This is a genomic window from Streptomyces sp. JJ38, from assembly GCF_019303475.1.
Taxonomy (GTDB): domain Bacteria; phylum Actinomycetota; class Actinomycetes; order Streptomycetales; family Streptomycetaceae; genus Streptomyces.
Genome location: NZ_JABLSI010000014.1, coordinates 19683 through 41464, shown reverse-complemented (window position 1 = coordinate 41464; position 21782 = coordinate 19683). Strand labels below are relative to the sequence as shown.

The 21782-nt window shown below is 72.0% G+C and carries 25 protein-coding genes; 16 read left to right on the top strand and 9 right to left on the bottom strand.

From position 1 onward, the window contains the following. The first annotated feature begins 1 nt into the window (after window position 1). The 6 genes from HPT28_RS09945 to HPT28_RS09920 all read left to right on the top strand — a co-directional run bounded on the left by HPT28_RS09945 (window position 2) and on the right by HPT28_RS09920 (window position 3841). The gene (locus tag HPT28_RS09945) at window positions 2–889 is read left to right on the top strand and encodes a DUF5936 domain-containing protein (protein WP_219090637.1); all 888 of its coding nucleotides are present in this window, start codon (window positions 2–4) and stop codon (window positions 887–889) included. A gap of 270 nt (window positions 890–1159) precedes the next feature. Beyond that, window positions 1160–1339: a Flp family type IVb pilin gene (locus HPT28_RS09940; RefSeq protein ID WP_219090636.1), complete on the top strand. Its 180-nt coding sequence runs from the start codon at window positions 1160–1162 to the stop codon at window positions 1337–1339. A gap of 11 nt (window positions 1340–1350) precedes the next feature. Further along, on the top strand, window positions 1351–1941 hold the full coding sequence (locus HPT28_RS09935; RefSeq protein ID WP_219090635.1) for a pilus assembly protein TadG-related protein: 591 nt from the start codon (window positions 1351–1353) through the stop codon (window positions 1939–1941). 89 nt (window positions 1942–2030) lie between these two features. Beyond that, window positions 2031–2561, top strand: a complete 531-nt coding sequence (locus HPT28_RS09930; RefSeq protein WP_257578351.1) for a hypothetical protein — start codon at window positions 2031–2033, stop codon at window positions 2559–2561. Between the two features lie 4 nt (window positions 2562–2565). Then, the gene (locus tag HPT28_RS09925; RefSeq protein WP_219090633.1) at window positions 2566–3180 is read left to right on the top strand and encodes an OmpA family protein; all 615 of its coding nucleotides are present in this window, start codon (window positions 2566–2568) and stop codon (window positions 3178–3180) included. 334 nt (window positions 3181–3514) lie between these two features. Then, window positions 3515–3841: a helix-turn-helix transcriptional regulator gene (locus tag HPT28_RS09920; RefSeq protein WP_219090632.1), complete on the top strand. Its 327-nt coding sequence runs from the start codon at window positions 3515–3517 to the stop codon at window positions 3839–3841. Window positions 3842–4175: 334 nt separating this feature from the next. Here HPT28_RS09920 and HPT28_RS09915 read toward each other — a convergent pair whose 3' ends face one another. Continuing rightward, on the bottom strand, window positions 4176–4523 hold the full coding sequence (locus HPT28_RS09915) for a hypothetical protein (protein ID WP_219090631.1): 348 nt from the start codon (window positions 4521–4523) through the stop codon (window positions 4176–4178). A gap of 237 nt (window positions 4524–4760) precedes the next feature. Here HPT28_RS09915 and HPT28_RS09910 point away from each other — a divergent pair, with 237 nt between their 5' ends. From HPT28_RS09910 to HPT28_RS09900, 3 genes are all read left to right on the top strand, one after another. Further along, the gene (locus tag HPT28_RS09910) at window positions 4761–5324 is read left to right on the top strand and encodes an isochorismatase family protein (RefSeq protein WP_219090630.1); all 564 of its coding nucleotides are present in this window, start codon (window positions 4761–4763) and stop codon (window positions 5322–5324) included. A gap of 170 nt (window positions 5325–5494) precedes the next feature. After that, on the top strand, window positions 5495–6265 hold the full coding sequence (locus HPT28_RS09905; protein ID WP_219090629.1) for an SDR family oxidoreductase: 771 nt from the start codon (window positions 5495–5497) through the stop codon (window positions 6263–6265). Window positions 6266–6386: 121 nt separating this feature from the next. Beyond that, window positions 6387–6857, top strand: coding sequence for a GNAT family N-acetyltransferase (locus HPT28_RS09900; protein ID WP_306824604.1), 471 nt, complete (start codon window positions 6387–6389; stop codon window positions 6855–6857). Here the strand turns inward: HPT28_RS09900 and HPT28_RS09895 are convergent. Then, window positions 6850–7707 carry an alpha/beta fold hydrolase gene (locus HPT28_RS09895; RefSeq protein ID WP_219090628.1) on the bottom strand — a complete coding sequence of 286 codons (858 nt, stop codon included), beginning with the start codon at window positions 7705–7707 and terminating at the stop codon, window positions 6850–6852. The two genes, HPT28_RS09900 and HPT28_RS09895, sit on opposite strands and share 8 nt — an antisense overlap. 41 nt (window positions 7708–7748) lie before the next feature. Beyond that, on the bottom strand, window positions 7749–8204 hold the full coding sequence (locus HPT28_RS09890) for an Lrp/AsnC family transcriptional regulator (RefSeq protein ID WP_219090627.1): 456 nt from the start codon (window positions 8202–8204) through the stop codon (window positions 7749–7751). 93 nt (window positions 8205–8297) lie between these two features. Here HPT28_RS09890 and HPT28_RS09885 point away from each other — a divergent pair, with 93 nt between their 5' ends. Beyond that, entirely contained in the window at window positions 8298–8840 is a 543-nt protein-coding gene (locus HPT28_RS09885; RefSeq protein ID WP_374226946.1) for a rhodanese-like domain-containing protein, read from the top strand. A 30-nt stretch (window positions 8841–8870) separates the two neighbouring features. Here the strand turns inward: HPT28_RS09885 and HPT28_RS09880 are convergent, their stop codons facing one another. Both HPT28_RS09880 and HPT28_RS09875 read right to left on the bottom strand, forming a co-directional pair. Continuing rightward, a complete protein-coding gene (locus HPT28_RS09880; protein ID WP_219090625.1) occupies window positions 8871–9326 on the bottom strand; it encodes a hypothetical protein in 456 nt (151 codons plus the stop codon). 262 nt (window positions 9327–9588) lie between these two features. Next, a complete protein-coding gene (locus tag HPT28_RS09875; RefSeq protein WP_219090624.1) occupies window positions 9589–9972 on the bottom strand; it encodes a hypothetical protein in 384 nt (127 codons plus the stop codon). Between the two features lie 296 nt (window positions 9973–10268). Here HPT28_RS09875 and HPT28_RS09870 point away from each other — a divergent pair, with 296 nt between their 5' ends. After that, window positions 10269–10556: a plasmid stabilization protein gene (locus tag HPT28_RS09870; RefSeq protein ID WP_219090623.1), complete on the top strand. Its 288-nt coding sequence runs from the start codon at window positions 10269–10271 to the stop codon at window positions 10554–10556. 610 nt (window positions 10557–11166) lie between these two features. On the opposite strand, the gene HPT28_RS09865 is transcribed toward HPT28_RS09870, so the two are convergent. Further along, window positions 11167–11667: a GNAT family N-acetyltransferase gene (locus tag HPT28_RS09865; RefSeq protein WP_308119146.1), complete on the bottom strand. Its 501-nt coding sequence runs from the start codon at window positions 11665–11667 to the stop codon at window positions 11167–11169. 92 nt (window positions 11668–11759) lie between these two features. Continuing rightward, window positions 11760–12128 carry a DUF192 domain-containing protein gene (locus HPT28_RS09860; RefSeq protein ID WP_257578358.1) on the bottom strand — a complete coding sequence of 123 codons (369 nt, stop codon included), beginning with the start codon at window positions 12126–12128 and terminating at the stop codon, window positions 11760–11762. A 252-nt stretch (window positions 12129–12380) separates the two neighbouring features. On the opposite strand from HPT28_RS09860, the gene HPT28_RS09855 reads away from it, so the two are divergent. Beyond that, a complete protein-coding gene (locus HPT28_RS09855; protein WP_219090620.1) occupies window positions 12381–13109 on the top strand; it encodes an A24 family peptidase in 729 nt (242 codons plus the stop codon). 191 nt (window positions 13110–13300) lie between these two features. Here the strand turns inward: HPT28_RS09855 and mgrA are convergent, their stop codons facing one another. Then, window positions 13301–14365 carry an L-glyceraldehyde 3-phosphate reductase gene (gene mgrA, locus HPT28_RS09850; RefSeq protein ID WP_219090619.1) on the bottom strand — a complete coding sequence of 355 codons (1065 nt, stop codon included), beginning with the start codon at window positions 14363–14365 and terminating at the stop codon, window positions 13301–13303. A 124-nt stretch (window positions 14366–14489) separates the two neighbouring features. On the opposite strand from mgrA, the gene HPT28_RS09845 reads away from it, so the two are divergent. The 4 genes from HPT28_RS09845 (at window position 14490) to HPT28_RS09830 (ending at window position 19821) form a co-directional block, all read left to right on the top strand. Then, the gene (locus HPT28_RS09845; RefSeq protein WP_219090618.1) at window positions 14490–15257 is read left to right on the top strand and encodes an isoprenyl transferase; all 768 of its coding nucleotides are present in this window, start codon (window positions 14490–14492) and stop codon (window positions 15255–15257) included. A gap of 364 nt (window positions 15258–15621) precedes the next feature. Then, a complete protein-coding gene (locus HPT28_RS09840) occupies window positions 15622–16953 on the top strand; it encodes a PhoH family protein (RefSeq protein ID WP_219090617.1) in 1332 nt (443 codons plus the stop codon). A 496-nt stretch (window positions 16954–17449) separates the two neighbouring features. Continuing rightward, on the top strand, window positions 17450–18166 hold the full coding sequence (locus tag HPT28_RS09835) for a transglycosylase SLT domain-containing protein (protein WP_308119145.1): 717 nt from the start codon (window positions 17450–17452) through the stop codon (window positions 18164–18166). Window positions 18167–18402: 236 nt separating this feature from the next. Further along, window positions 18403–19821, top strand: a complete 1419-nt coding sequence (locus HPT28_RS09830) for an AI-2E family transporter (RefSeq protein ID WP_219090615.1) — start codon at window positions 18403–18405, stop codon at window positions 19819–19821. Between the two features lie 51 nt (window positions 19822–19872). Here the strand turns inward: HPT28_RS09830 and HPT28_RS09825 are convergent, their stop codons facing one another. Further along, window positions 19873–21660 (bottom strand): alpha/beta-hydrolase family protein, encoded by a 1788-nt coding sequence (locus HPT28_RS09825; RefSeq protein ID WP_219090614.1) that lies wholly within the window; start codon window positions 21658–21660, stop codon window positions 19873–19875. Between the last annotated feature and the right edge of the window lie 122 nt (window positions 21661–21782).

Genomic DNA, 21782 nt, shown 5'->3' with positions numbered 1-21782 from the left:
CATGACCCTCCTCCTCGCCGCCCTCGCAGCCCTCTCCCTCACCGGGCTCGCCTACGGCATCCGCCTCTACCGCGCCGACGCCAAGCTCCCCGCCGACCTCGCCCTCGCCCTGGAAGTCGGCGCCTCCCGCACCACGCCCGTCGGCTCCGCCCTCGACCGCCTCGGCATGCGCTGGGCACCCCTCGTCCTCCGGCTCATGGGCCCCCGGCGCGTCGACGCCGTCCGGCGCCGCATCGACCGCGCCGGCAACCCCGGCGGCCTCACCCTCGACCGCTACGCCGCCCGCCGCGCGGTCTACGGCTTCCTCGGCGCCTTCGGCGCCCTCGCCATGCTCACCCGCGGCCAATGGCTCCTCGCGGCCCTCATGGTCGCCTTCGGCCTGTTCTGGGTCGAGGTCGGCATTGCGGCATCCATCCGCATCCGCCGCGCCGAGATCGAGCGCACCCTGCCGGACTTCCTCGACGTGCTCGCCGTCGTCGTCTCCGCCGGCCTCGGCTTCCGCCAGGCCCTCGACCGCGTCGCCGAACGGTACGAGGGCCCGTGGGCCGACGAACTCCGCATCACCCTGCGCCAGATGGACATGGGCGTCAGCCGCCGCCAGGCCTTCGAGGACCTCCGCCGCCGCAACGACTCCGAACAGGTGGCCCTGTTCGTCACCGCCCTCCAGCAGGGCGAGGACCTCGGCGCGCCCATCGTCGACACCCTCATCGCCATCGCCGCCGACATGCGGCGCACCGACGCCCAACTGGCCCGCCGCCGAGCCGCCCGTGCCGTCCCCAAGGCCACCCTCGTCATCACCACCGTCATGGTCCCGGCCACGCTTATCCTGCTGGTCGCCGGTCTCTTCCTCGGCACCGAAACCGAGTTCAGCCGCATCACGGGGGAGTGAGGGGTGAGTGAAGTGGCCTTGACACATTACGAGTTCCCACACAATTCGCCGCACCCCCTTCGCGTGCGCAACCCGTTGTGGCAGAGTCACTCTCTGGAGCGAACCCTGACCACGTCACCGCGTACCCCCGACGGACCGCGAGGAGGCCATGTCCCGTGCCGAACCATGTGACACCGGCCCCCCGTGACGGTCTGGGCCCCGCCCCGCCCCCGTCCCGCTCCACAGCCCGACCTCACACCCCCGCGCCCGACCCCGGAGAGGGAGAACCCCATGCCCCGCCTTCCGCTCTTCAAGCCCCGCCCCGACGATCGCGGCCAGACCGCGATCGAGTACCTCGGCATCCTCGCCGTCGTAGCCGCGATCATCGTCGTGCTTCTGACGACGGACTTCGGAACGGAGATCGCCAATGCGATCGGCGACCAGATCTCGAAGGTCACCGGGGGCAAATAGCGGCTCGCTCCATGGGGGGTGATCGAGGTCAAGCCTTTCCCGTGTACATCACTGTGGTCGCAGGGTTGCTGTTCCTGGCTGTGGCCTATTTTGCGTTCGGGCAGGCTGCCGTCAGCCGCAACGGTGTACAAGGAGCTGCAGATGCCGCAGCCCTCGCTGCGGCGTACGACACACGGGACCAGTTGGGCGAAGCACTTCTGGACAGCGTTGCGAATCCTGATGATTGGAAGGACCTGCTCAATGGGCACATAGTCGGTCTCCAGGATCCCTGTGCCGCAGCCCGCCAGTTCGCGGAGAGCAACGGCGCGGATGCTCTGGTGTGCGAGGTCTCGCCATGGCCCCCGCAGAGTGTCCGGGTAGAAGTGAAGGCGCTGGACCCGGTGGGTGACACCGTCGTGCCTGGCACAGAAGGGACTTTCGCGACGGCGAATGCGCGAGCGCTCCTCGAACCCCGTTGCGTACTGACGTCGGAGTCCGACGCGGAAGGTGATCCCGCTCCGATCGAACTGGACTGCGATGGCGATTCGGTCACAGTTGATCCTGAGGCAGGTGACTCCTTGCCCGACCTGGACATCATGTTTTCCGTTCGGCTCATCGATTGAAGTTCACTCCACCGAAGGATTTGTCACCAATGAGTTCTCGGCACACTGAGCGCACGGCCTACCGAAGCGCCGTGGCTACAGCGGTGACCATGGTCGCCCTGTTCACGCTGGCCGCGTGTGGCGGTGGCGGAGACGACGACGAGGCGAACCCATCCGCGCCAAAGAAGTCCAGCGCAAGCAGTAGCGCCAGCACGGACGCAGGGGATGATGAAGTCGACACCAGCAAGGTGATTGGCGAGCTCAAAGGTGCCAACGGGATCGAGATCGCTGTTCACTCCGCCGTGCGCGACGCCGGCGGGTTCGTCACTGTGAGTGGGACGCTATACAACAAGGGCGACCGAACATTCCGTGCCGCTGAGTGGCGATCCGAGGAGACGGCCATCAAGTCCAAGTCCTCAATCGCAGGTGCCACCTTGATTGACAAGTCGGGCAAAAAGCGCTACATGGTTCTCCGGGATACTGACGGTCAATGCTTGTGCACGACGGGGTTGGCGGGTGTCCAGCCGGGCGAGAGCAGGCCCGTCTTCGCTCAGTTCCCTGCCCCGCCTGCCAATGTCGCAGCGGTGGAGTTCCATGTGCCGTCAATGTCTCCCGTGACGCTCGAACTCACGGAGGGGTGAGCATATGACCGTGCGGCGCGGCCCAGTGACATCCGCGGCGTTGGCGACGCTCACCGCCGCCGCGCTCACCCTCACGCTGGCTCCCGGGGCGAGCGCTGACGGGCCCTACGGTTCGGCCAACGACAAGCCGCCGGTACGCATCGACGCCAACTCGCCGCAGCTGCGGATGCGCGACGGCGCGGCACTCGCGGAGCCTCGGGTCATCGACATCGTTCAGGTCGTCGAGGACGGCTCGGGCGAGGAGCGGCGCGAGGACTCGAACGAGAAGACGAAGTTCACGCTTCAGGCGGAAGTTCTCTTCGGTATGGACAGTGCCGAACTCAACGCCGAGGCGAGCGCCCGCATCAAGGACATCGCGGACGAGATCAACGAGCAGGGCTCGACCGAGGTCAACATCTACGGCTTCACGGACAACCTCGGCTCCTATGACCACGGCGTTACGCTCTCCCAGGACCGGGCCGAGGCCGTGCACCGCGAGTTGGCCAAGCATCTCGACAACCCGGGGATCACCTTCAACATCCGCGGCTACAGCGAGGACTACCCGGTCGCGTCCAACGCCACGGAGGAAGGCCGGACAAAGAATCGACGGGTGGAGGTCTCGTTCCCCCGCAACGAATAAGCTGAGCGTAGTAGTGTAGTTACTCTGAGCCGGTTCGTTTACCTCTCCCCCGTGGCGGACCGGCTCAGGCCTATCTCGACCTCGGCGTGAACGGTCGTCAAGCTCCCAGCTCGAACCAGACGACCTTCCCGTCCGTCGTCGGCCTGAGGTGACCGGGAGCAGGGGAGATCGTCATGCGTGGTATTTCCTCTCGGAGACGGCGAGATGGCTACCCGTTCCGGTGGCCCGCCGCCCCACCGCGCGGCGGCAGGGCGGTGCACTTCCTCCACGGTGCCACGGTGCCACCGTCCGTGAGTGACCTGATGCCGGTTGGCGCCGAAGCGGAGGAGGTCAGATGCCGGCGCGAGAGGCACCGACGGTCCGGCAGAGGAGGCTTGGCGCTGAGCTGCGAAAACTGCGCGAGCGTGCTGGGTCGTCGGCTACGGAAGCTGGCGCACTGCTCGGAGTGGGTCAGTCCCGCGTAAGCAACATGGAGCTTGGGCGTATCGGAGTGAGACCGGAGCGAGTCGAAGCCTTCGCGCGCGTCCACGGCTGCGGCGACGTCGCCCTACTCCACAGCCTGAAGGCGATGGCGGACGACCGGACGCGGCAGTGGTGGAACGAGTACCGAGGGATGCTTCCGGCCGCACCCTTGGAGCCGCTGCTCCCTATACAGCCGTGATCCCCCGAGGCCTGGCCTCCCTGCTCGCCGGTGTGCGCTCGGGCCCGTCGCCCGAGTGGGGCGCGCAGGCGCGCCGATACCTGCCGGGTGGCGGACGGTGACGACGATCGCGCGTTCCCGCCGCGCTCGCCACGGCCCTGGCGGAGCCCTTCGACTACGACGGCGGCGACGGCGTGGACTTGGAGCCTTTCGAGGGCTTCGCTTCCGTCGCCGACCACCGAGTGGTTCCGCGCATGGACCGGCGGCAGCGAGCTCACCGGAGACGCGTTCCGGGGCTTCGGTGTGAACCTCCGCCGTTGAGCGGGCGAGTCGCATGGCGGCCGTAGGACTGCTCTCACCGCGCCTCGCCGCGCGCACCCAGGCGCACCACGAACGACCTGTGCACATGGGCCGCCATGGCCGCGGTGGTGGACGTGGTGGCGAGAGCGAGTACCCCGAGCAGCTCCGGCCAGGTGCGGTACGCGGCGCAGGCGCCGGGGTTGCGCCACCGGTCCGGTTCGCGGTCGAAGGCCTTGACGAGAGGGGCGTCGCATGTGGCCTTGCGCGCCTCGTCGCTCGGTGTGTAGGGCACGAGCATCAGCCAGGCGAACCACACCCACAGCACAGACGTGAGGCCCCAGAGCATGCGGGTGCGGCTTTCGGCCCGCAGCTTCTCCCCGTCGAGTTGTCGCCCTGTGCTCACAGCCGCTCCCCTCCCCCTGGTGGCCAGGGGAGCCTAACGAACGTGGTGTACGGGATTCGGCGGTGGCTCCTTGCCTACGTGCCCTTGGCTGAAGGGGCGGTTGGGGCCGGCTGTCAGTCCGCCCGCGTAGTGTGAAAGTCCATTCGATGCTCGAGTGGGGCCGGGGTCGCTGTTCGTACGGGGGCGAATCGGCCGGGCTGCGGGACCACGTCCCGTGACGACGAACAGGAGCTCTTCATGACGACCCTGACCGATCGGCCGAACACCGCGTTGCTCGTCATCGACGTCCAGAACGGTGTGGTGGCGGACGCCCACGACCGTGACGGAGTCATCGCGAACATCAACACGCTCGTGGGCAAGGCCCGCGCCGAGGGAGTTCCCGTGGTGTGGATCCAGCACGCGGACGACGAGCTGGAGCGGGGCAGTGAGCCCTGGCAGTGGGTGCCGGAGCTGGACCGCGACGAGGCTGAGCCGCTCGTGCACAAGTCCTACGGTGACGCGTTCGAGGACACGACGCTGGAGGCGGTGCTCGCCGAGCGCGGGGTGGGCCGACTGGTCGTGACGGGCGCGGTGACCGACGGGTGCATCCGCGCGACGATCCACGGGGGCTTCGTCCGCGGGTACGACGTGACGCTGGTCAGCGACGCGCACACCACGCAGGACTTTCGCGAGTACGGCGCACCCGAGCCGGCCCAGGTGATCGCGCACACCAACCTGTACTGGCAGTTCCAGTCCGGGCCCGGCCGCCGGGCCGTGACCGCCGGCACCGCGGAGGTGGCCTTCACGGCGGTGGCTGACTGAACCGGCCGTGTGGGGTGACGGCCCCGCCGTCACCCCACACGGTGCCGCTCCCTCGGCGCGCCGCGTGTGGTCTCCGCTGTGACGGGGCAACGCCGTGGCGGTGTCACAGTTCGCGGGGGCGCGCCGTCACCCTTGGGTCAGGACGGCGTCGGTGCGCGGAGGGCGGCACGGTGAGCGGCAGGATTCTGGTCACGGGGGCGACGGGCACGCTGGGGCGGCCGCTGGTGGAGCGGCTGTTGGCGGACGGAGCCGCGGTGCGGGTGATGAGCCGGCGGGCGCGTCCGGCGGGGGACGGGCGGCCGTGTGAGTGGCGGGTGGCCGACCTGGAGACGGGGGAGGGGCTGGACGCGGCGGTGGCCGGTGTCGACGTCGTCGTCCATTGCGCCATGCACCAGCGCAAGGAAGCGGCGCACACGCGGAGGCTGCTGGACGCCGTGAGGGCGGAGGGGCGGCGGCCGCACATCGTCTACGTCTCCATCGTCGGCGTCGACCGCGTCCCGTTCTCGTACTACCGGACGAAGGTCGAGACGGAGCGGCTGATCGAGTCCTCCGGGCTGCCGTGGACCGTGCTGCGGGCGACACAGTTCCACGAGCTGGTCGCGGGGGTGACGACGGCGCAGCGCAGGCTGCCGTGCGTCTTCGTCGGCAAGGGCGTCCCGTGCCAGCCTGTGGAGGTGCGGGAGGTCGCGGCCCGGCTGGCGGAGCTGGCGCAGGGGGAGCCCGCCGGGCGCGTGCCGGACGTGGCGGGGCCCGAGGTGCGTTCCTGGTATGAGCTGGCGCGGGCGACGACGGCGTCGTGGCCGCGGCATCGCCGCATCGTGCAACTGCGGTTGCCGGGGAGGACGTTCCGGGCGTTCGCGCAGGGTCATCACACCGCGCCCGACCGGGCCGTCGGGACGGTGACGTTCGAGGAGTTCCTGGCCGCCCAACGCCAGCGGTGAGCGGGGATCGGGCTTCCCGCGCGGCGACGAGGCCGCGCGGGAGGGGGGGTGGGGTTGGGGCTGCGGGACGTGGTGGCCGGCGACGTCGAGGCGTAGGTCGGGACGCGGTGTGATCCCGGTGATGACGGCCGAGCTGGGCGGGCCGGTGCCGCGCGAGGGGATGGGGGAGAAGGTGCGGCGGGACGCCGGGGACGCGGCGGCGGACGTGGGCTGGTTCACGGCCGTCATCCCGGCCGGGGCGGGCCCCGATGCCGTGGCGGGGCTGGTGATCCTGGTCACGCGTGACCACGGCTCACACGGGCGGATCTCGGAGATCGGCTGGATGGAGCTGCCGGAGTTCCGGGGCCGCGGGCTGGCCAGGCGGGCGACGCGGACGCTGCTGGAGCGAGCGCGTGACGACGGCGGTTGGGGGCGCGTTCACGCGTTCCCGGCGACGCCGAACGGACCGTCGAACGGCGTCTGCCGCGGGCTCGGCTGCACGCTGGTGGGCCGGACGGAGGGCACGTTCGGCGATCGTGTGCTGCACAGCAACCAGTGGATGATCGACCGCGGGACGGCCGCGTTCAGCGGCCCTCCGGCCGAGGTCAGTTGAGGAACGCGGCCACGGTCGACGCGAACGGTGCCGGGTCGTCCAGCCAGGGGAAGTGGCCGGCGCCGGGCTGGACGACGACCCGGGCGTCGGGCAGCAGTTCCGCGAGGCGCTCGACGGCGGCGGGCGGACTGGCCACGTCGAACTCCCCGGCGAGGAGGAGCGCGGGCCCGGGCAGGGCCGCCAGCGCGCGGCGTGTGGTTTCCGGATCGAAGGAGGCGTCGCTCATGAACACCCCGGCGGCCTCCTCGTGCCGCTGGTCTTTCCCTGCCGCTTCCAGGGCCCGGGCGGCATCGTCCCAGCGCCCGTACTTGAACGGGGTGATGCGCTGCCAGTCCTCGGGGGCGGCCTGCCCGGTGGCGACCGCCTGCAGGCCGGCCCAGGCGTCGGCGAACCAGGGCTCGTCCTCGCGGAGGAGGGCGACCTGCCGGCGCTCCTCGGCACTCGCGTCGATCCCGACGGCCGCCGCGTTGGGCGTGACCAGGACGAGCCGCCCGATCCGCTTCGGGTGGCGTTCCGCGTAGCGTGCGGCGAGGTTGGCACCGGCGGAGTGGGCGAGGAGGTCCAGCCGCTCCAGGCCGAGGTGCTCGCGGAGGGCCTCGACGTCGTCGGCCTGCCGGTCGCAGCGGTAGGTCGAGGGGTCCTCGGGCCGGGCGGACTCGCCGGTGCCGCGCAGGTCCAGGAGGATCAGCCGCCGTCCGGCCGCGGCGGCCAGGCCGCTCAGGTCGCCGAGGTAGGCGGCGTCCCGCATGGGTCCGCCCGGCAGGCAGACGAGCGGTCGGCCCTCACCGTGGACGTGGTAGGCGAGCCGGGTGCCGTCGTCGGCCGGGAAGTGTGCGGGGGAGGCGGTCATGCCGGTGATCTTCGCACCCGTCCGACGGCCCGGCAATCGGGTTACGGTCCGACGGCGGTGACCGCCCTGCGGGGCAGCGGGCTCGAATAGACGACGCTGGTGGTGACGGCGCCCAGGGTGGCGATGCGGCCGGTGACGCGTTCGAGGTGCCGCATGGACGCGGCGAGCACCTTGAGGACGAAGCAGTCCTCGCCCGTGACGTGGTGGGCCTCGACGATCTCCGGGGTGACGGCGACCAGGTCGTGGAAGGGCTTGTAGTTGCCGGTCGGGTAGGCGAGGCGGACGAAGGCCATGATGTCGAGGCCGAGCGCCTCGGGGTCGACGACGGCGGAGTAGCCGGAGATGGCGCCGCGCTCCTCCAGCCGGCGCACGCGCTCCGTCACGGCGCTGGCCGACATGTTCACGGCCCGCGCGAGTTCCGCGAAGCTGGCGCGGCCGTCGCGCTGGAGGGCTTCCAGAATGCGCAGGTCAGTGTCGTCCAGGGAATCAACGGTCATGCGGCATGATGGCCGAGGAATCCCCTCCCAGTCCAGCGCGATGCCGGTGGATCTCGGTTCCGGGTCGGCTGGTGTGCCCATAGCGTGATGACCATGACGACGCACCCCATCACGACGCACCCCATCACGACCCGGTCCGCGACGGCCGCGGGGCCGCAGGACCCCGTCCGTCCCGCGGCGGGCGCGGCGCTCGGCACGCCGCCCGCCGCGCCCGCCGAGGCCGCCGCGTTCTTCGCGGCCCGCCTCGCCTTCCAGGCCGATGTCGCCGACGTCCACGCCTCGTTGGAGAGCGGCGACCCCGGTTTCGTCCTGGTCGACTCCCGGTCGGCCGAGGCGTGGGAGCAGGGCCGCATCCCCGGCGCCGTCCATCTGCCCACGGCCGGCATTCCCGCTCGTGCGGCCGACGTCCTCGACCCCGCGGTCCCGGTGATCGCCTACTGCTGGGGTCCCGGCTGCGACGGCGCCACCCGGGCGGCCCTCGCGCTGGCCCGGCTCGGATACCCGGTGAAGGAGATGATCGGCGGCTTCGAGTACTGGACGCGCGAGGGCTTCGCCGTCGAGACGGCGACGGGGACGCGGCGTGCCGCCCCCGACCCCCTCACGGCCCCGGCCGGCGCCGCCTCCTGCGGCTGCTGAGCATGCTCGCGGCCGGCGTCGGTGCGCGGCTCAGCAGGGGTGGCCCTGCCGACGCAGCCAGTCGCACTGGGTCTCGCCGCTCGTGGGGCCGCCGTCGTAGGCGCGCGGGTCCCGGTAGCCGGGGCCGACGGGCTCGTGTGGCTCGAAGACTCCGTCGCCGTCCAGATCGCCGCCGTCCGGGGTGATCTCGGCCCCGGGCGGCATGGTGCAGTGGGGGCGGTCCGCGGGGTCCGTCGTGCACTGGTCGGAGGCGGCGGGGGTGTCGGGTGCGGCGGGGGCGGGCGGGGCGCTCTCGCGCAGGGCAGCGGCCTGGGCGAGCAGGGCGCTCGCGGTGTCCGCGTGGCCCGGGCTCCAGGACACCGGCCGTGCGGCGGCCCCGGCGGGTGCCTCCGCGGCCCCTTCCGTGGCGGAGCACGCCCCGAGTGCGAGGACGAGCGCGCACGCGGGCCCGGCGACGACGGCGGTACGCAGGCGGCTTGCGAGCATCTCGACCCCCGGGGTCACATGGGCAAGATCGCGTGAGTGGCGTATGTCAGGTTATGCCGGATATCGCCTGTTGTACACCCCGGAGTTGCGCGGCCTGTGCCCGCTGAGCGGGCCCGCCCGGGCGACCCGGGGGTTCGGGTCGGCCCGGGGCCGGCACCGGCCGTCCCCTCCCGGCCGGCCGGTGCGCGCCGACGCCGGTGGGCGTCGGCGCCGGTGGGCGTCGGCGCCGGTGGGCGTCGGCGCGATCAGGGTGACGGGGCGGTCAGTCCTCGGGGCCGACGGCCTGGTCGACCGGGTCCGCGTGCTCGTCGCCGCTGAACGCCGGAGGCCAGACGACGAGCGTCGCCTGACCCTGTCGGGTCAGGTCCGGGTCGTCCACGGTGACGAGTTGGCCGGGAAAGGCCCGTTTGAGGGCGAAGGAGTCGGCCTGGGTGAAGGTGCCGCGCAGGACGAGTGCCTGGCCGACCGCGTACACCGAGCGGGTGCCCGGCGGCATGGGCCAGTCGCCGTCGAGGAGTTGCGGGGGCGACTGCCCCTCCCCCTCCGGGGGGCCCTCGCGAAGGTACTCCGCGAACCGGTTGGCCGCGTCCTGCGCCCGGCCTAAGCCGGATCGGTCCCGACTGCCTCGTCCGTCATGTGCGTTCATGTTCCCCACCCCGGTAGAACGTTCATTCTTTATTGCTGCGAGTAAAAGTTAGATCGTTTGCGTACGCGACATCAAGGGATTACTGATGGCTGCTTTAGGCCAGATTGGCAAGGGTTGTGCACGGCGTCCAATGACTTTGCTCTGTGAATATGCCGCCCCCGATTGCCCGAGGCGGGAGGCGTTTGGGCGCCGCCGTGCGGAAGTGGTGACTCAGGGATATTTTGTGCCCGTATGCCCGGATTCGGCGGCCTTGCTGTGGAACCGGGACCGGCCCACGGACACGGAGGAAGACCACGGTGGCCAAGACACCCAAGCGGGAACGGCAGTACGAGCACATCAAGGAGAGCGCGAAACAGCGCGGCGGGCGTGACGCCCGCCGCGCGGAGGAGATCGCCGCGCGGACGGTGAACAAGGAACGGGCGCAGGCGGGGGAGACCCGGGGGTCCTCCCGAGGCGGCCAGCGCTCGCGACAGGGCGCCTCGGAGCGGACGAAGGACGAGCTGTACGAGGAGGCCAAGCGGCGGGACATCAAGGGCCGTTCCTCGATGAACAAGGACCAGCTGCGCAGCGCGCTGGGCCGCTGACCAGCGGTCCCGTCGGCGCGCCGGGCGACTGCTGGGCCCGCGGGCCCAGCGGCCGCCGGGCCCGCGCGCCGAGCCGTTGCCGAGCCCCGGCCCGGCCGTCCGTACCACGGCGGCCGGGCCGGGGCCGTGCGCGTCCTCGGCACCGCACCGCGCGGACACCCGGCGCCGGGGATGCGTGAGCCCGTGGCCCGACGGGCACCCGAGACGACGGAAGGCAGCCAGCCCCCCAAGGCCCGGCCGGTGCGTCCGGGCGACTGGAGGTAGCAGTGAACGCCGCGACAGCCGTGCCCCGGACGCCGACGGCCGCCGTCCCGAGGCACCCCGAGCCGGTGCCGCCCGCACCGACTCCCGGACCGGGGCCGGGCGGCCCGGAACCGGGCCCGATCCCCGCTCCCCCTCCCGGCCCCGTCCCCATCCCGCCGGAGCCGCCGGTTCCGGAACCGCCGCAGCCGACACCCGCCCCGGGGCCCACGCCCGAGCCGCCCGCACCGGAGCCGGAGCCACAGCCCTCACCCGCCTGAGCACCGGCGGCCTCCGAGGCGCCGGGCCGCGGGCGGGACGCCGAACGCGGCCGCCCGCGGACTCCGCACAGAACGACGCACGGCCCGCCCTACGCGGAGTGCGCCGACCGGTCCAGCCGGTTGACGACGACGGGCATCCCGAAGAGCGTGTCCTCCCGGAAGCGGCGGTAGCCGAGCCGCTCGGCGACACGGAAGGACGGCGCGTTGTCCGGGTGGATGTTGCAGGTGAGATAGGGCTTGCCGCAGCGGGCGAACCCGAAGTCCACACAGGCGCGGGCCGCCTCCGTCGCGTAGCCGTGGCCCCAGGCGTCGCGCCGGAGCGTCCAGCCGACCTCGACCTCGTCGAACTGCTCCCAGTGGATCAGGCCCACCCGGCCGAGGAACTCCCCGGTGTCCTTCCGCTCGACGGCGAACAGGCCGTAGCCGCGCTCGGCCCACTGGGCCACGAAGTGACCGACGCGCTCCCGCGTGCGCTCCGCGTCGAACGCGGGCAGGTAGCGCCCGACCTCGGGGTCGGACTGCATCTCCACGATGCGGTCGGCGTCGTCGGAAGTCAGCGGGCGCAGGAAGAGCCGTTCGGTGGTGATCACGTGCCCGAGGATAGGCGGCCGCTCGGACGGCGGGGCCGAAACGGAACGATTCATCGCAGGCCAGACGGGGCGCGGAAGCCGGGCCGCCCGGGTCAGGGACCGATCGGGAGGGGCTCCACCCGCACCACGGCACCCGGCACGAGCCCCCAGCCGGCCATCGAGCACGCCGCGGACTCCAGGACGTGCCGGGCCCGCGGCCGGGGCAGGCCGACGCGCCCGGGCCGCATCGTGCGCACGGCGAGCACCCGCAGGTCACGGCCCAGATAGGCGACGTCGATGGGGAACCGCATGCCGAGGGTGTGGACGCCGCCCGCCGGGGTGAGGAGCAGCGCGCCCTCGACGCCGTCCCGGCCGAGCAGCCCGCGACTGCGGGCGCGCAGGGTCGCGGCGACCTCCAGCGGGATGGTCACCCCGCCTACGTGCAGGAGGGCGGGGCCGTCGGCCGCCGCCGCGGGGGGCAGGCTCACGGCTGGTCAGACTAGCCGCTGTGGCGGCCGAGTTCTGTCCGTCGGGATCGGCGACCCGGCCGAACGGTCCCCGTACCGCCCTCGCCCGACGACTTCGCCCCTCGCCCCGGGCGCCCGGTGCCGAACCCGGGGCAGCCGACCCCGGCCGCCGACCCCGGGCGCCGACCCCGGAGGCCGGCTCGGGCCACCGACCCCGGCCGCCGGATCCGGTCCTCCGCGGGACCGCCGCGTCCGTAGGCTCGGGTCGTGGCCGAACTGATCGTGGTGTTGCTCGCCGTCGCGTACGGCGCCGTGGCCGGACGGCTCCTCGTCCGCCCCGCCTACCGGTTCGCCGTCCCGGCGGGGGAGCCGTGGCGCGATCGCTGCCCGGACGGCCACCCCGTCGTGGGGTGGCTGGGCGACGGCCGGTGTCCTGGCTGCCCCGGCGCCGCCTATGGCCCGGCACCCCTGCGGCTCGTGCTGCCCACGGCCGTCGCGTGCGGCGGGCTCGCCGCCGCCGTCGGCACGCGGCCGGAACTCGTCGTCTGGCTGGCCCTGACCCCGGTGGCCGCCCTGCTCTGCGCGGTCGACCTGCGCGTGCACCGGCTGCCGGATCCGCTCACGCTGCCGCTGGCCACGGCCTCGGCAGCCCTGCTCGGCCTCGCCGCCCCCCTGCCCGGAGCCGGCGGGACGTGGCCCGGTGCGCTGCTCGGCGGTCTCGCCCTGGGGGTTGGCTATTTTGTGCTGTTTCTCATCAATCCCCGGGGTATGGGCATGGGCGACGTCAAGCTGGCGATCCCCTGCGGTGTCGCTCTTGGGTGGTACGGCGCGCAGGCCGTGCTGGTGGGCACCTTCACGGCGTTCGTGCTGGGTGCGGCCTATGGGGCGGCCCTGGTCCTGGCGGGCCGAGCAGGGCGGAAGACCCCTCTGCCGTTCGGGCCTTTCATGATCGTCGGAGCCTTCGCGGGGGTGGCCGGAGGTGGACTCGCCCTATGAAAAAACGGCAACGATGCGCGGATCACGGCCGGGAAGGGGCTATGGTGGAGACCCCCCCTCGGGCCGGTCCGTATCCCCCCCACGGACCGGCCCGCTTTTCGTTCCCGGTGGGTGTCCGTGTGGCCGGGGCCGGGGGTTGTCCCCCCGGCGTGATGGAGTCCCCCGCGGACCGGCCCGCTTGTCCTTCCGGCTCAGCTCTCGCTGCTGCGGGCCCACAGGTTGGTGCCCGGCGCCGAGACCGCGTGGGTGTCGATCTCCGCCAGCTCCTCCGCGCTCAGCGGCGGGGCGCCCAGTGCCGCGACGTTGGCCTCCAGCTGGGCCACGCTGCTCGCGCCGATGAGGGCCGAGGTCATCCGGGGGTCGCGCAGGACCCAGCACAGCGCCAGCTGGGCGAGGCTCTGGCCGCGCCGCTCGGCGATGCCGTTGAGCGCGCGCAGGCGGCCGACCACCTCGTCCGTCAGCAGGCCGGGGTCGAGCGAGGTGCCGCGGCTGGCCCGCGAGCCCTCGGGGATGCCGTGGAGGTACTTGTCCGTGAGCAGGCCCTGGGCGAGCGGGGCGAAGGCGATGCAGCCCATCTCCGCGTCCTCCAGGGTGTCGAGCAGGCCGTCCTCCTCCGTCCAGCGGTTGATCATGGAGTAGGAGGGCTGGTGGATGAGCGGGCGTACCCCCATCTCGCGCAGGAGGCCCACCGCCTCCCGGGTGCGCTGGGTGTTGTAGGAGGACAGCCCGACGTAGAGCGCCTTGCCCTGCTGGACGGCGGAGGCCAGGGCGCCCATCGTCTCCTCGAGCGGGGTGTCGGGGTCGAAGCGGTGCGAGTAGAAGATGTCGACGTAGTCCAGCCCCATCCGGCGCAGCGAGACGTCCAGGGAGGACAGCAGGTACTTGCGGGAGCCCCACTCCCCGTACGGGCCGGGGTGCATGAGGTAGCCCGCCTTGGTGGAGACGACCAGCTCCTCGCGGTAGGGGCGGAAGTCCTGGCCGAGGATCTTGCCGAAGTTCAGCTCGGCGGAGCCGGGCGGCGGTCCGTAGTTGTTGGCCAGGTCGAAGTGGGTGACGCCGAGGTCGAAGGCGCGGCGGAGGATGGCGCGTTGCGTGGCCAGCGCGCGGTCGTCACCGAAGTTGTGCCACAGGCCCAGGGAGACGGCGGGGAGCTTGAGCCCGCTCCGGCCGCTGCGGCGGTACTCCATCGTGTCGTAGCGGGAGTCCGCCGCCGCGTAGTGCTCGGTACTGGTCGTGGTGCTGGTCGTGCCGGTCATGCTCCTCTGACTATCACGGGCCGCCGACATCGCCCCGGAGCCGCCCGGGGCGCCCGGCTCCACTGACGGGCAGTAGGCTTCTCGCGGCGTGCGACGTGGGCAGTGGAAGGGGCGACGGGCTCGGATGAAGGAGAAGCTGCGCAATCTGGTGGTCCGCCTCTACTCACGCCGGGTGGAAGGCCATCTCGATCTGGCGCAGGTCCCCAAGCACATCGGCGTCATCCTCGACGGAAACCGGCGCTGGGCGCGGGCCTCGGGCGGCACGACGGTCGAGGGGCACCGGGCGGGCGCGGAGAAGATCCGCGAGCTGCTGAGCTGGTGTGACGAGACGGACGTCGAGGTCGTCACCCTCTGGCTGCTGTCGACGGACAACCTGGACCGGCCGGCGAACGAGCTGACCCCGCTGCTCGGCATCATCGAGGACACCGTGCGGCGGCTCGCGGGCGACGGACGGTGGCGTGTCCACCACGTCGGCAACCCCGACCTGCTGCCCGACCACACCCAGCGGGTGCTCAAGGAGGCCGCGGGGACGACGTCGCGGAACACGGGCATCCTCGTCAACGTGGCCGTCGGCTACGGCGGACGGCAGGAGATCACCGACGCCGTGCGCTCGCTGCTGGCGGACCGGGCCGACCGCGGTGAGACGCTGCCGCACCTGGCCGACACGCTCACCATCGACGACATCGCCGAGCACCTCTACACGCGCGGCCAGCCCGACCCCGACCTGGTGATCCGCACCAGCGGCGAGCAGCGCCTCTCGGGCTTCATGCTCTGGCAGAGCGCCAACTCGGAGTACTACTTCTGCGACGTGTTCTGGCCGGCCTTCCGGAAGGTCGACTTCCTGCGCGCCCTGCGCGACTACGCCGCCCGACACCGCCGCTTCGGCCGCTGACACCCCGGACCGACGCGGCCCCAAAGCGCGCCGGAGTGGCGTCGGGCGTGCGCCGGCCGGGGGCGGGCCCGCACGGCTGACCTCCCCGTTCACTCGCGGGTGTCGGGGAGTTCGTCTCGCCGTCCGCATATGCCAAGGCATGCGGACGGCGGCGCGGGGGAATACCCCTGGCAGGCCGACACCCAGACGGGGAGGTCGGCCCCGGGAGGCCCTTTGCCAGCCACGGACGTCGCACCGCGGGTGCGGGGACGCGGGGGGCCGGTGTCCGGCCCGCACAGGCAGCGGGCGGCCCGGCCTCGTTCCGCAGCGACCCGCGAACCGGCGGGCTCGCGCACCATCCTCTGCCGAGGGGGTTCGTCCATCCGTGGTGACCAGCAAGAAGCGCCGCGAGAACGACCGGCGCACCTATGTCATCGACACCAGCGTCCTGCTCGCCGACCCGGGGGCCATGGCCCGCTTCGACGAGCACGAAGTCGTGCTGCCCGTCGTCGTGGTCACGGAGCTGGAGGCCAAGCGCCACCACCCCGAGCTGGGCTATTTCGCCCGCGAGGCACTCCGGCGGCTGGACGGGTACCGGGTGCGGTACGGGAGGTTGGACGCACCCATCCCGATCGGTGAACTCGGCGGCACCCTGCGGGTGGAGCTGAACCACTCGGACACGGGTGTGCTGCCCGCCGGTTTCCGGCTGGGGGACAACGACTCGCGCATCCTGGCCGTGGCCCGGAACCTGCAGGCCGAGGGGTTCGACGTCACCGTCGTCTCCAAGGACCTGCCGCTGCGGATCAAGGCGTCCTCGGTGGGGCTGCTGGCCGAGGAGTACCGGGCCGAGCTGGCGATCACCGAGTCGGGCTGGACGGGCATGAGCGAGCTGACGCTGCCCGGCCAGGCCATCGACGAACTCTTCGATCCGGACTGCGCGGACACCGTCTCGGTTCCGCAGGCGGCGGGCCTGCCCGTGCACACGGGCCTGGTGCTGCAGTCGGAGAAGGGCAGGGCGCTCGGACGGGTCACGCCGGACGGCCGGGTCCGCCTGGTGCGCGGCGACCGCGAGGCGTTCGGCATCCACGGTCGCTCGGCGGAGCAGCGCATCGCGCTCGACCTGCTGCTCGACCCCGAGGTCGGGATCGTCTCGATGGGCGGCCGGGCCGGTACCGGCAAGTCGGCGCTGGCGCTGTGCGCGGGGCTGGAGGCGGTGCTGGAACGGCGGCAGCACAGCAAGGTGATGGTGTTCCGCCCGCTGTACGCGGTCGGCGGCCAGGACCTGGGCTACCTCCCGGGCACGGCCGACGAGAAGATGAACCCCTGGGCGCAGGCCGTCTTCGACACGCTGTCCGCGGTGACGACGCGCGAGGTGATCGAGGAGATCGTCGCGCGCGGGATGCTGGAGGTGCTGCCCCTCACCCACATCCGGGGGCGCTCGCTGCACGACGCGTTCGTGATCGTGGACGAGGCCCAGTCCCTGGAGCGGAACGTGCTGTTGACGGTGCTCTCCCGCATCGGTCAGGACTCGCGGGTCGTGCTGACCCACGACGTCGCCCAGCGCGACAACCTCCGGGTGGGGCGTTACGACGGCGTGGTCGCGGTGGTGGAGAAGCTGAAGGGGCACCCGCTGTTCGCCCACATCACGCTGACGCGTTCCGAGCGCTCGCCGATCGCAGCACTGGTGACCGAAATGTTGGAAGAGGGCCGTATCTGACCTGGCTTCGGACGGCCGTTCCGCGCGCGCAGCCGCGGGTGGATACGGCCGCGCCGGGGTGATTCCGGACAGGGGTGAGAAAGGCCGCGAAGGGGTGTGATTGCGGGCAAGGGGAATGACACGCCGTCAAAGGGTGGAGCAGCGTAGCCGGGTCACGCCCGGCTACGCTCGCGTTTCCACAAAGCCCCTGGTGCAAACGGGATGTGAGCTTTGCCACGTCGCTCGGAATTGCCATCGGCACCGCGCTTCCGGCAGGGTGTGGTTCCTGTCAGGCCCCGCATACGGCCAACCGCATCTCCAGGGGTGCCGCACCACACAACTCAACAGACATCACCGCCGTATGCCGCCCGAAGAACCACGCGGGCTCCCGCAGGGAGACCCCATCCGGGCCCGTACCTCCTGTGGCCATGTACGAACATGTACTGACGGAGGTCAGCGCCAGGGGCACGATTCTGCCCGCGGGGTCACCACCGTGGGCACTGTGGAAGGAAACTGTGTGACTGCTCGGATTTCGGTCCGGGGATTCGCCGTGGCGTCCGCCACCGCGGTCACCACCGTCGGCGCCGTCGTCGGTGTGGCCTCCGGGAACCAGCAGATCGGTGCGGAGCCGGTCGAGCTCGCCGCCTCCGACGCGACGCTGCTCGCCGACATCCCCGTCGACGGCACCACCCAGGTGCAGACCGCCTCCCTGACGCAGCAGGTGGACGTTCAGACGGACGCCGCCAACGACGCGGCCAAGAAGTCCGCCGCGGAGAGCGCGCGCAAGGCCGCCGCCAAGGAGGCCGAGGCCAAGAAGCAGGCCGCCGAGGAGGCGCGGAAGGCCAAGGAGGCCGCCGAGCGGGCCGCGAAGGAGCGCGAGGAGGCCCGGCAGGCCGCCAGCCGCAGCACCGAGCGGACCGACTTCCCGCAGCAGTCCTCGTACACCATCGCCGAGGTCAAGGCGATGGCGCAGCAGATCGTCGGCGGCGGCCAGTACCAGTGCTTCTCCAACATCGTGGAGCGGGAGAGCGGCTGGAACTACCAGGCGCAGAACCCGTCCTCGGGCGCCTACGGCCTGGTGCAGGCGCTGCCCGGGTACAAGATGGCCTCGGCCGGCGCGGACTGGCGCACCAACCCCGCCACGCAGATCAAGTGGGGCCTGAACTACATGAACGAGCGGTACGGCAGCCCGTGTGGGGCCTGGGAGTTCTGGCAGGCCAACCACTGGTACTGAGGAAGCCCCCGGCTCCGGCGGGAAGCCCCCCGGCTCCGACGCGGCGAGCGACACCCGGCGATGCCCTTCCCCTCTTCGGTGGGGGAGGGCGTCCTGCGTTTCCGGCGCGGTACCGCCCGCGCGGGGCCTCGGCGGGGAGGCCGCCCGCGCTGCCGCCCGGACGCAACCTTTCCGTCCGGTAACGTCGTCCCTCGGTGGGACAGGACGGGCCGGGTACGGGGGCGAAGGAAACACCAATGTCAGGACTTGAGCGGCTGAGATCGGGAGCGTCCCGGTTCGCCTCGCGGGTGGCGGAGTACCGCCACCGTGCCGAACAGGAGCGCGAGGTCATGGACCGGGAGCGCGGCCGGCGTGTCCAGCCGGAGCCGGTCGAGGAGGTGCCCCCGCCCCCGCCCGCGCCGCCCAGGCAGCCCGCGCCCGAGACGGTCATCCCGTGGGGCATCCGGGTCGCCTCCGAGGCGGGCTGGCGGATCCTCGTCCTGGCCGGGGTCGTGTGGGTGCTGATCCAGGTGGTCGGCGCGCTCAGCCTGGTGGTCATCGCGTTCTCCGCCGGGCTGCTCATCACCGCCCTGCTCCAGCCCACGGTCGCCCGGCTGCGGCGCATCGGCCTCGGGCGCGGTCTGGCCACGGCGACGACCTTCATCAGCGGCTTCGCCGTGATGGGGCTCATCGGCTGGTTCGTGGTCTGGCAGGTCATCGAGAACCAGGAGGACCTGACCCGCCAGGTGCAGGACGGCCTCGACGAACTGCGGCACGCGATCCTCGACAGTCCCTTCCAGGTGACCGAGGAACAGCTCAACGACTTCGTCGACAACCTCAACCAGTGGATCGGCGAGCACAGCCAGGACCTCACCAGCGCGGGTCTGGAGGGCGCGTCCTTCCTGGTCCAGTTCTTCAGCGGCGCGGCGCTGGCCGCCTTCGTCTGCCTCTTCCTCCTCTACGACGGCCGCCGGGTGTGGATGTGGTGCCTGAAGTTCGTACCGCTGAGCGCCCGGGAGGGCGTGGCGGGGGCCGGGCCGCGGGCGTGGGTCACCCTGACCGGATACGTGCGCGGCACGGTCATCGTCGCGATGATCGACGCCATCGGCATCGGCGCGGGCATCTGGATCCTCGGGGTGCCGATGGCGGTGCCGCTGGCGGTCATCGTCTTCCTCTTCGCCTTCGTGCCGTTGGTCGGCGCCGTGGTCTCCGGCGCGCTGGCCGTGGTCGTCGCGTTCGTCACCAACGGGCTCGTCACGGCGCTGCTGGCTCTGGGCGTCGTCCTGCTGGTGCAGCAGATCGAGGGCAACGTCCTCCAGCCGTTCATCCTGGGCCGCATGGTGCAGGTGCACCCGCTGGCCGTCGTGCTGACCGTGACCAGCGGTTCACTGCTGGCCGGCATCCCCGGCGCCGTCCTCTCGGTGCCGCTGGTGGCGGTGACCAACACGGTCGTCGGCTATCTGCGCTCGTACGCGGCGCAGCGACATCCGGAGGCGCACCGGCTGTACGGTTCGACGGCCTCCGACATGTCACCGGCCGTGCCGCCGGGGGGCGCCCGCGGTGAGCTCCAGCCCATGGGCACGCTGGACCCCGGTCAGGAGGCGGTGCACGAGCTGGTCGAGACGGAGCTGGGGCCGGAGGGCGCGCGCGCCGAGGACGAGCGCCGCCCCGACTGACCTCCGCCGGGACGGGCGCCGGCCTCCGGAAGCCTCTCGCCCGCCCGCGGATCAGTACGGGGACTCGTGGGCTTCGGCGAAGGCCTTGAGCCGCAGGGTGTCCGCTTCGGTCCAGCCCTCGGGCGGGAGCACGGCGGCCCAGCCCTCCACGGCGTTCGTACCGTAGCGGTGGCCGTGCGGCGCCTCCACGCCGTACGACATGCTCATGTCCACGGCCGTCTGCCAGAAGGTGACGAACGGGAACCAGTTCAGCTCCTCGGTGACGTCCGGGCCCAGCGGCTCCTCCAGCCACTCCGGCGGCTGGAGGGCGAGGTCGGGCGACCACCACACGATCGGGTCCGAGGCGTTCTGCAGGTAGACCACGCGCGGGAAGGCCCACTCGCCGTCCGGACGTCGCAGGTCGCGCTGCGGGTACTGGGCGAACCGCACATGCCGGCCGTCCTCGTACTCCGGGCGCCACACCGGGCTCCCCGGGTCCCGGTTCTCGGTGATCTCCGACCACACGGGGGAGTAGTTCGGCGGGCCCACCAGCAGCGCGCCGTCGGTCGTGGCCAGCATGTCGTCGAGGCCGTCGAAGGAGTCCTCGACGGCCGTCGCGCCCATGGACTCGCCGAAGACGACGAACTTGGGCCGCTCGGCCGCGGGCAAGGCGTCGAGCCGCTCCCGCACGGCCATGACCAGCTCACGGGTCGCCCGGCCTGCCTCCTCCCGGTCCACCAGGAAGGACACCCAGCTGGGCAGGTAGGAGTACTGGATGGCGACGATGGCGGTGTCGCCGTTGTAGAGGTACTCCAGCGGCTCGGCGGTGCGGGCGTCGATCCAGCCGCTGCCGGTCGTCCCGGCGATGGCCAGGACCTCACGCTCGAACGCGCCCGTGCGCTCCAGCTCGGCCATGGCCAGCGCCGTCTGTTCGGTGTAGCCGTCCGCCGCCGCCCGTCCGACGTAGACCCGGATCGGGTCCATCGACGGGCGCTCGGTGAAGGAGCTGATCTGCTGCCGGGAGAGCACGCTGCCGGTGAAGTTGCGGCCCTGGTACCCCAGGTCCTCCCAGCGGATCAGCGACTGCGGGCTGCCGGAGACGAACGGCGAGTCGGACTGGACGATGCCCTTGTGGGTGCTCCGGTCCGTGTTGGCCGCGATGTTCGAGGCGATGTCCACGACGCCGCGCTCGAAGACGACGTCCTTGGCGCCGAACGTCACGACCATGGCGCTGATGAGCAGCCCGGCGGTGACGGCGACGGGCCGGGGCACGAAGCGCAGCAGGAGGTCGATGAGCTTGCGGGTGCCGAGCCGGATGAGCCGGGCCACCAGGAGCAGGAGCGAGCACAGGGCGACGGCCAGCAGCGCGATCATCATCGAGTGCCAGGTGAGGGTGGGCGGCAGCTCCTGGAGCTTGCGCAGCTCCCGCTGCATGTCGGCGCTCTCGCCCAGCAGGAGGACCGTGAGGCTGAGGCTGAGGACCCAGTACGCCTGCCAGGCGTGAGCGCGCACCCGCAGCTGCACCTCCGCGCTCGGGCGCCAGCGCACGACGGCGGGCCCGATCCAGCTCAGCAGCGCGCCGATGCCGTAGCCGATGGCCGCGGTGATGCCGCCGATCACGCCCTGGAGCGCCCAGGGGCGGGGTACCAGTGAGGGGGTCAGGGACAGCCAGAAGAACAGGGTGGCCACGGTCGTGGCCGTGAGGTCCGGCCAGCGGCGCACCAGCCACGTCTCGTCGTGCCGGTCCCAGTACGGTCTGCGCGCGGCGTCCAGCGTGTGCCGGCCCGCGCGTTTCCACGCCGGCTCTGGGGGGCGGTCCTGACCAGGGAAAGGTACCCGCTCCCCCGCGGTGTCGAGCATCGAGGTCTCTCCCGGCTGTCAATCCCTGAGGTAAGCGACACGTTAGGTGATCGCCCTGTGCGATCCACGAACGTGCCACCGGAATCAGGGGTGAGTAGGGGCCACCCCTGCGGGTCCCCACC

Excerpts from the sequence above, each read along its gene's own strand:
- HPT28_RS09945 (WP_219090637.1), top strand. The coding sequence starts at position 2 with ATGACCCTCCTCCTCGCCGCCCTCGCAGCCCTCTCCCTCACCGGGCTC.
- HPT28_RS09940 (WP_219090636.1), top strand. The coding sequence starts at position 1,160 with ATGCCCCGCCTTCCGCTCTTCAAGCCCCGCCCCGACGATCGCGGCCAG.
- HPT28_RS09935 (WP_219090635.1), top strand. The coding sequence starts at position 1,351 with ATGGGGGGTGATCGAGGTCAAGCCTTTCCCGTGTACATCACTGTGGTC.
- HPT28_RS09930 (WP_257578351.1), top strand. The coding sequence starts at position 2,031 with ATGGTCGCCCTGTTCACGCTGGCCGCGTGTGGCGGTGGCGGAGACGAC.
- HPT28_RS09925 (WP_219090633.1), top strand. The coding sequence starts at position 2,566 with ATGACCGTGCGGCGCGGCCCAGTGACATCCGCGGCGTTGGCGACGCTC.
- HPT28_RS09920 (WP_219090632.1), top strand. The coding sequence starts at position 3,515 with ATGCCGGCGCGAGAGGCACCGACGGTCCGGCAGAGGAGGCTTGGCGCT.
- HPT28_RS09910 (WP_219090630.1), top strand. The coding sequence starts at position 4,761 with ATGACGACCCTGACCGATCGGCCGAACACCGCGTTGCTCGTCATCGAC.
- HPT28_RS09900 (WP_306824604.1), top strand. The coding sequence starts at position 6,387 with ATGACGGCCGAGCTGGGCGGGCCGGTGCCGCGCGAGGGGATGGGGGAG.
- HPT28_RS09895 (WP_219090628.1), bottom strand. The coding sequence starts at position 7,707 with ATGACCGCCTCCCCCGCACACTTCCCGGCCGACGACGGCACCCGGCTC.
- HPT28_RS09890 (WP_219090627.1), bottom strand. The coding sequence starts at position 8,204 with ATGACCGTTGATTCCCTGGACGACACTGACCTGCGCATTCTGGAAGCC.
- HPT28_RS09885 (WP_374226946.1), top strand. The coding sequence starts at position 8,298 with ATGACGACGCACCCCATCACGACGCACCCCATCACGACCCGGTCCGCG.
- HPT28_RS09880 (WP_219090625.1), bottom strand. The coding sequence starts at position 9,326 with ATGCTCGCAAGCCGCCTGCGTACCGCCGTCGTCGCCGGGCCCGCGTGC.
- HPT28_RS09875 (WP_219090624.1), bottom strand. The coding sequence starts at position 9,972 with ATGAACGCACATGACGGACGAGGCAGTCGGGACCGATCCGGCTTAGGC.
- mgrA (WP_219090619.1), bottom strand. The coding sequence starts at position 14,365 with ATGACCGGCACGACCAGCACCACGACCAGTACCGAGCACTACGCGGCG.
- HPT28_RS09845 (WP_219090618.1), top strand. The coding sequence starts at position 14,490 with ATGAAGGAGAAGCTGCGCAATCTGGTGGTCCGCCTCTACTCACGCCGG.
- HPT28_RS09830 (WP_219090615.1), top strand. The coding sequence starts at position 18,403 with ATGTCAGGACTTGAGCGGCTGAGATCGGGAGCGTCCCGGTTCGCCTCG.
- HPT28_RS09825 (WP_219090614.1), bottom strand. The coding sequence starts at position 21,660 with ATGCTCGACACCGCGGGGGAGCGGGTACCTTTCCCTGGTCAGGACCGC.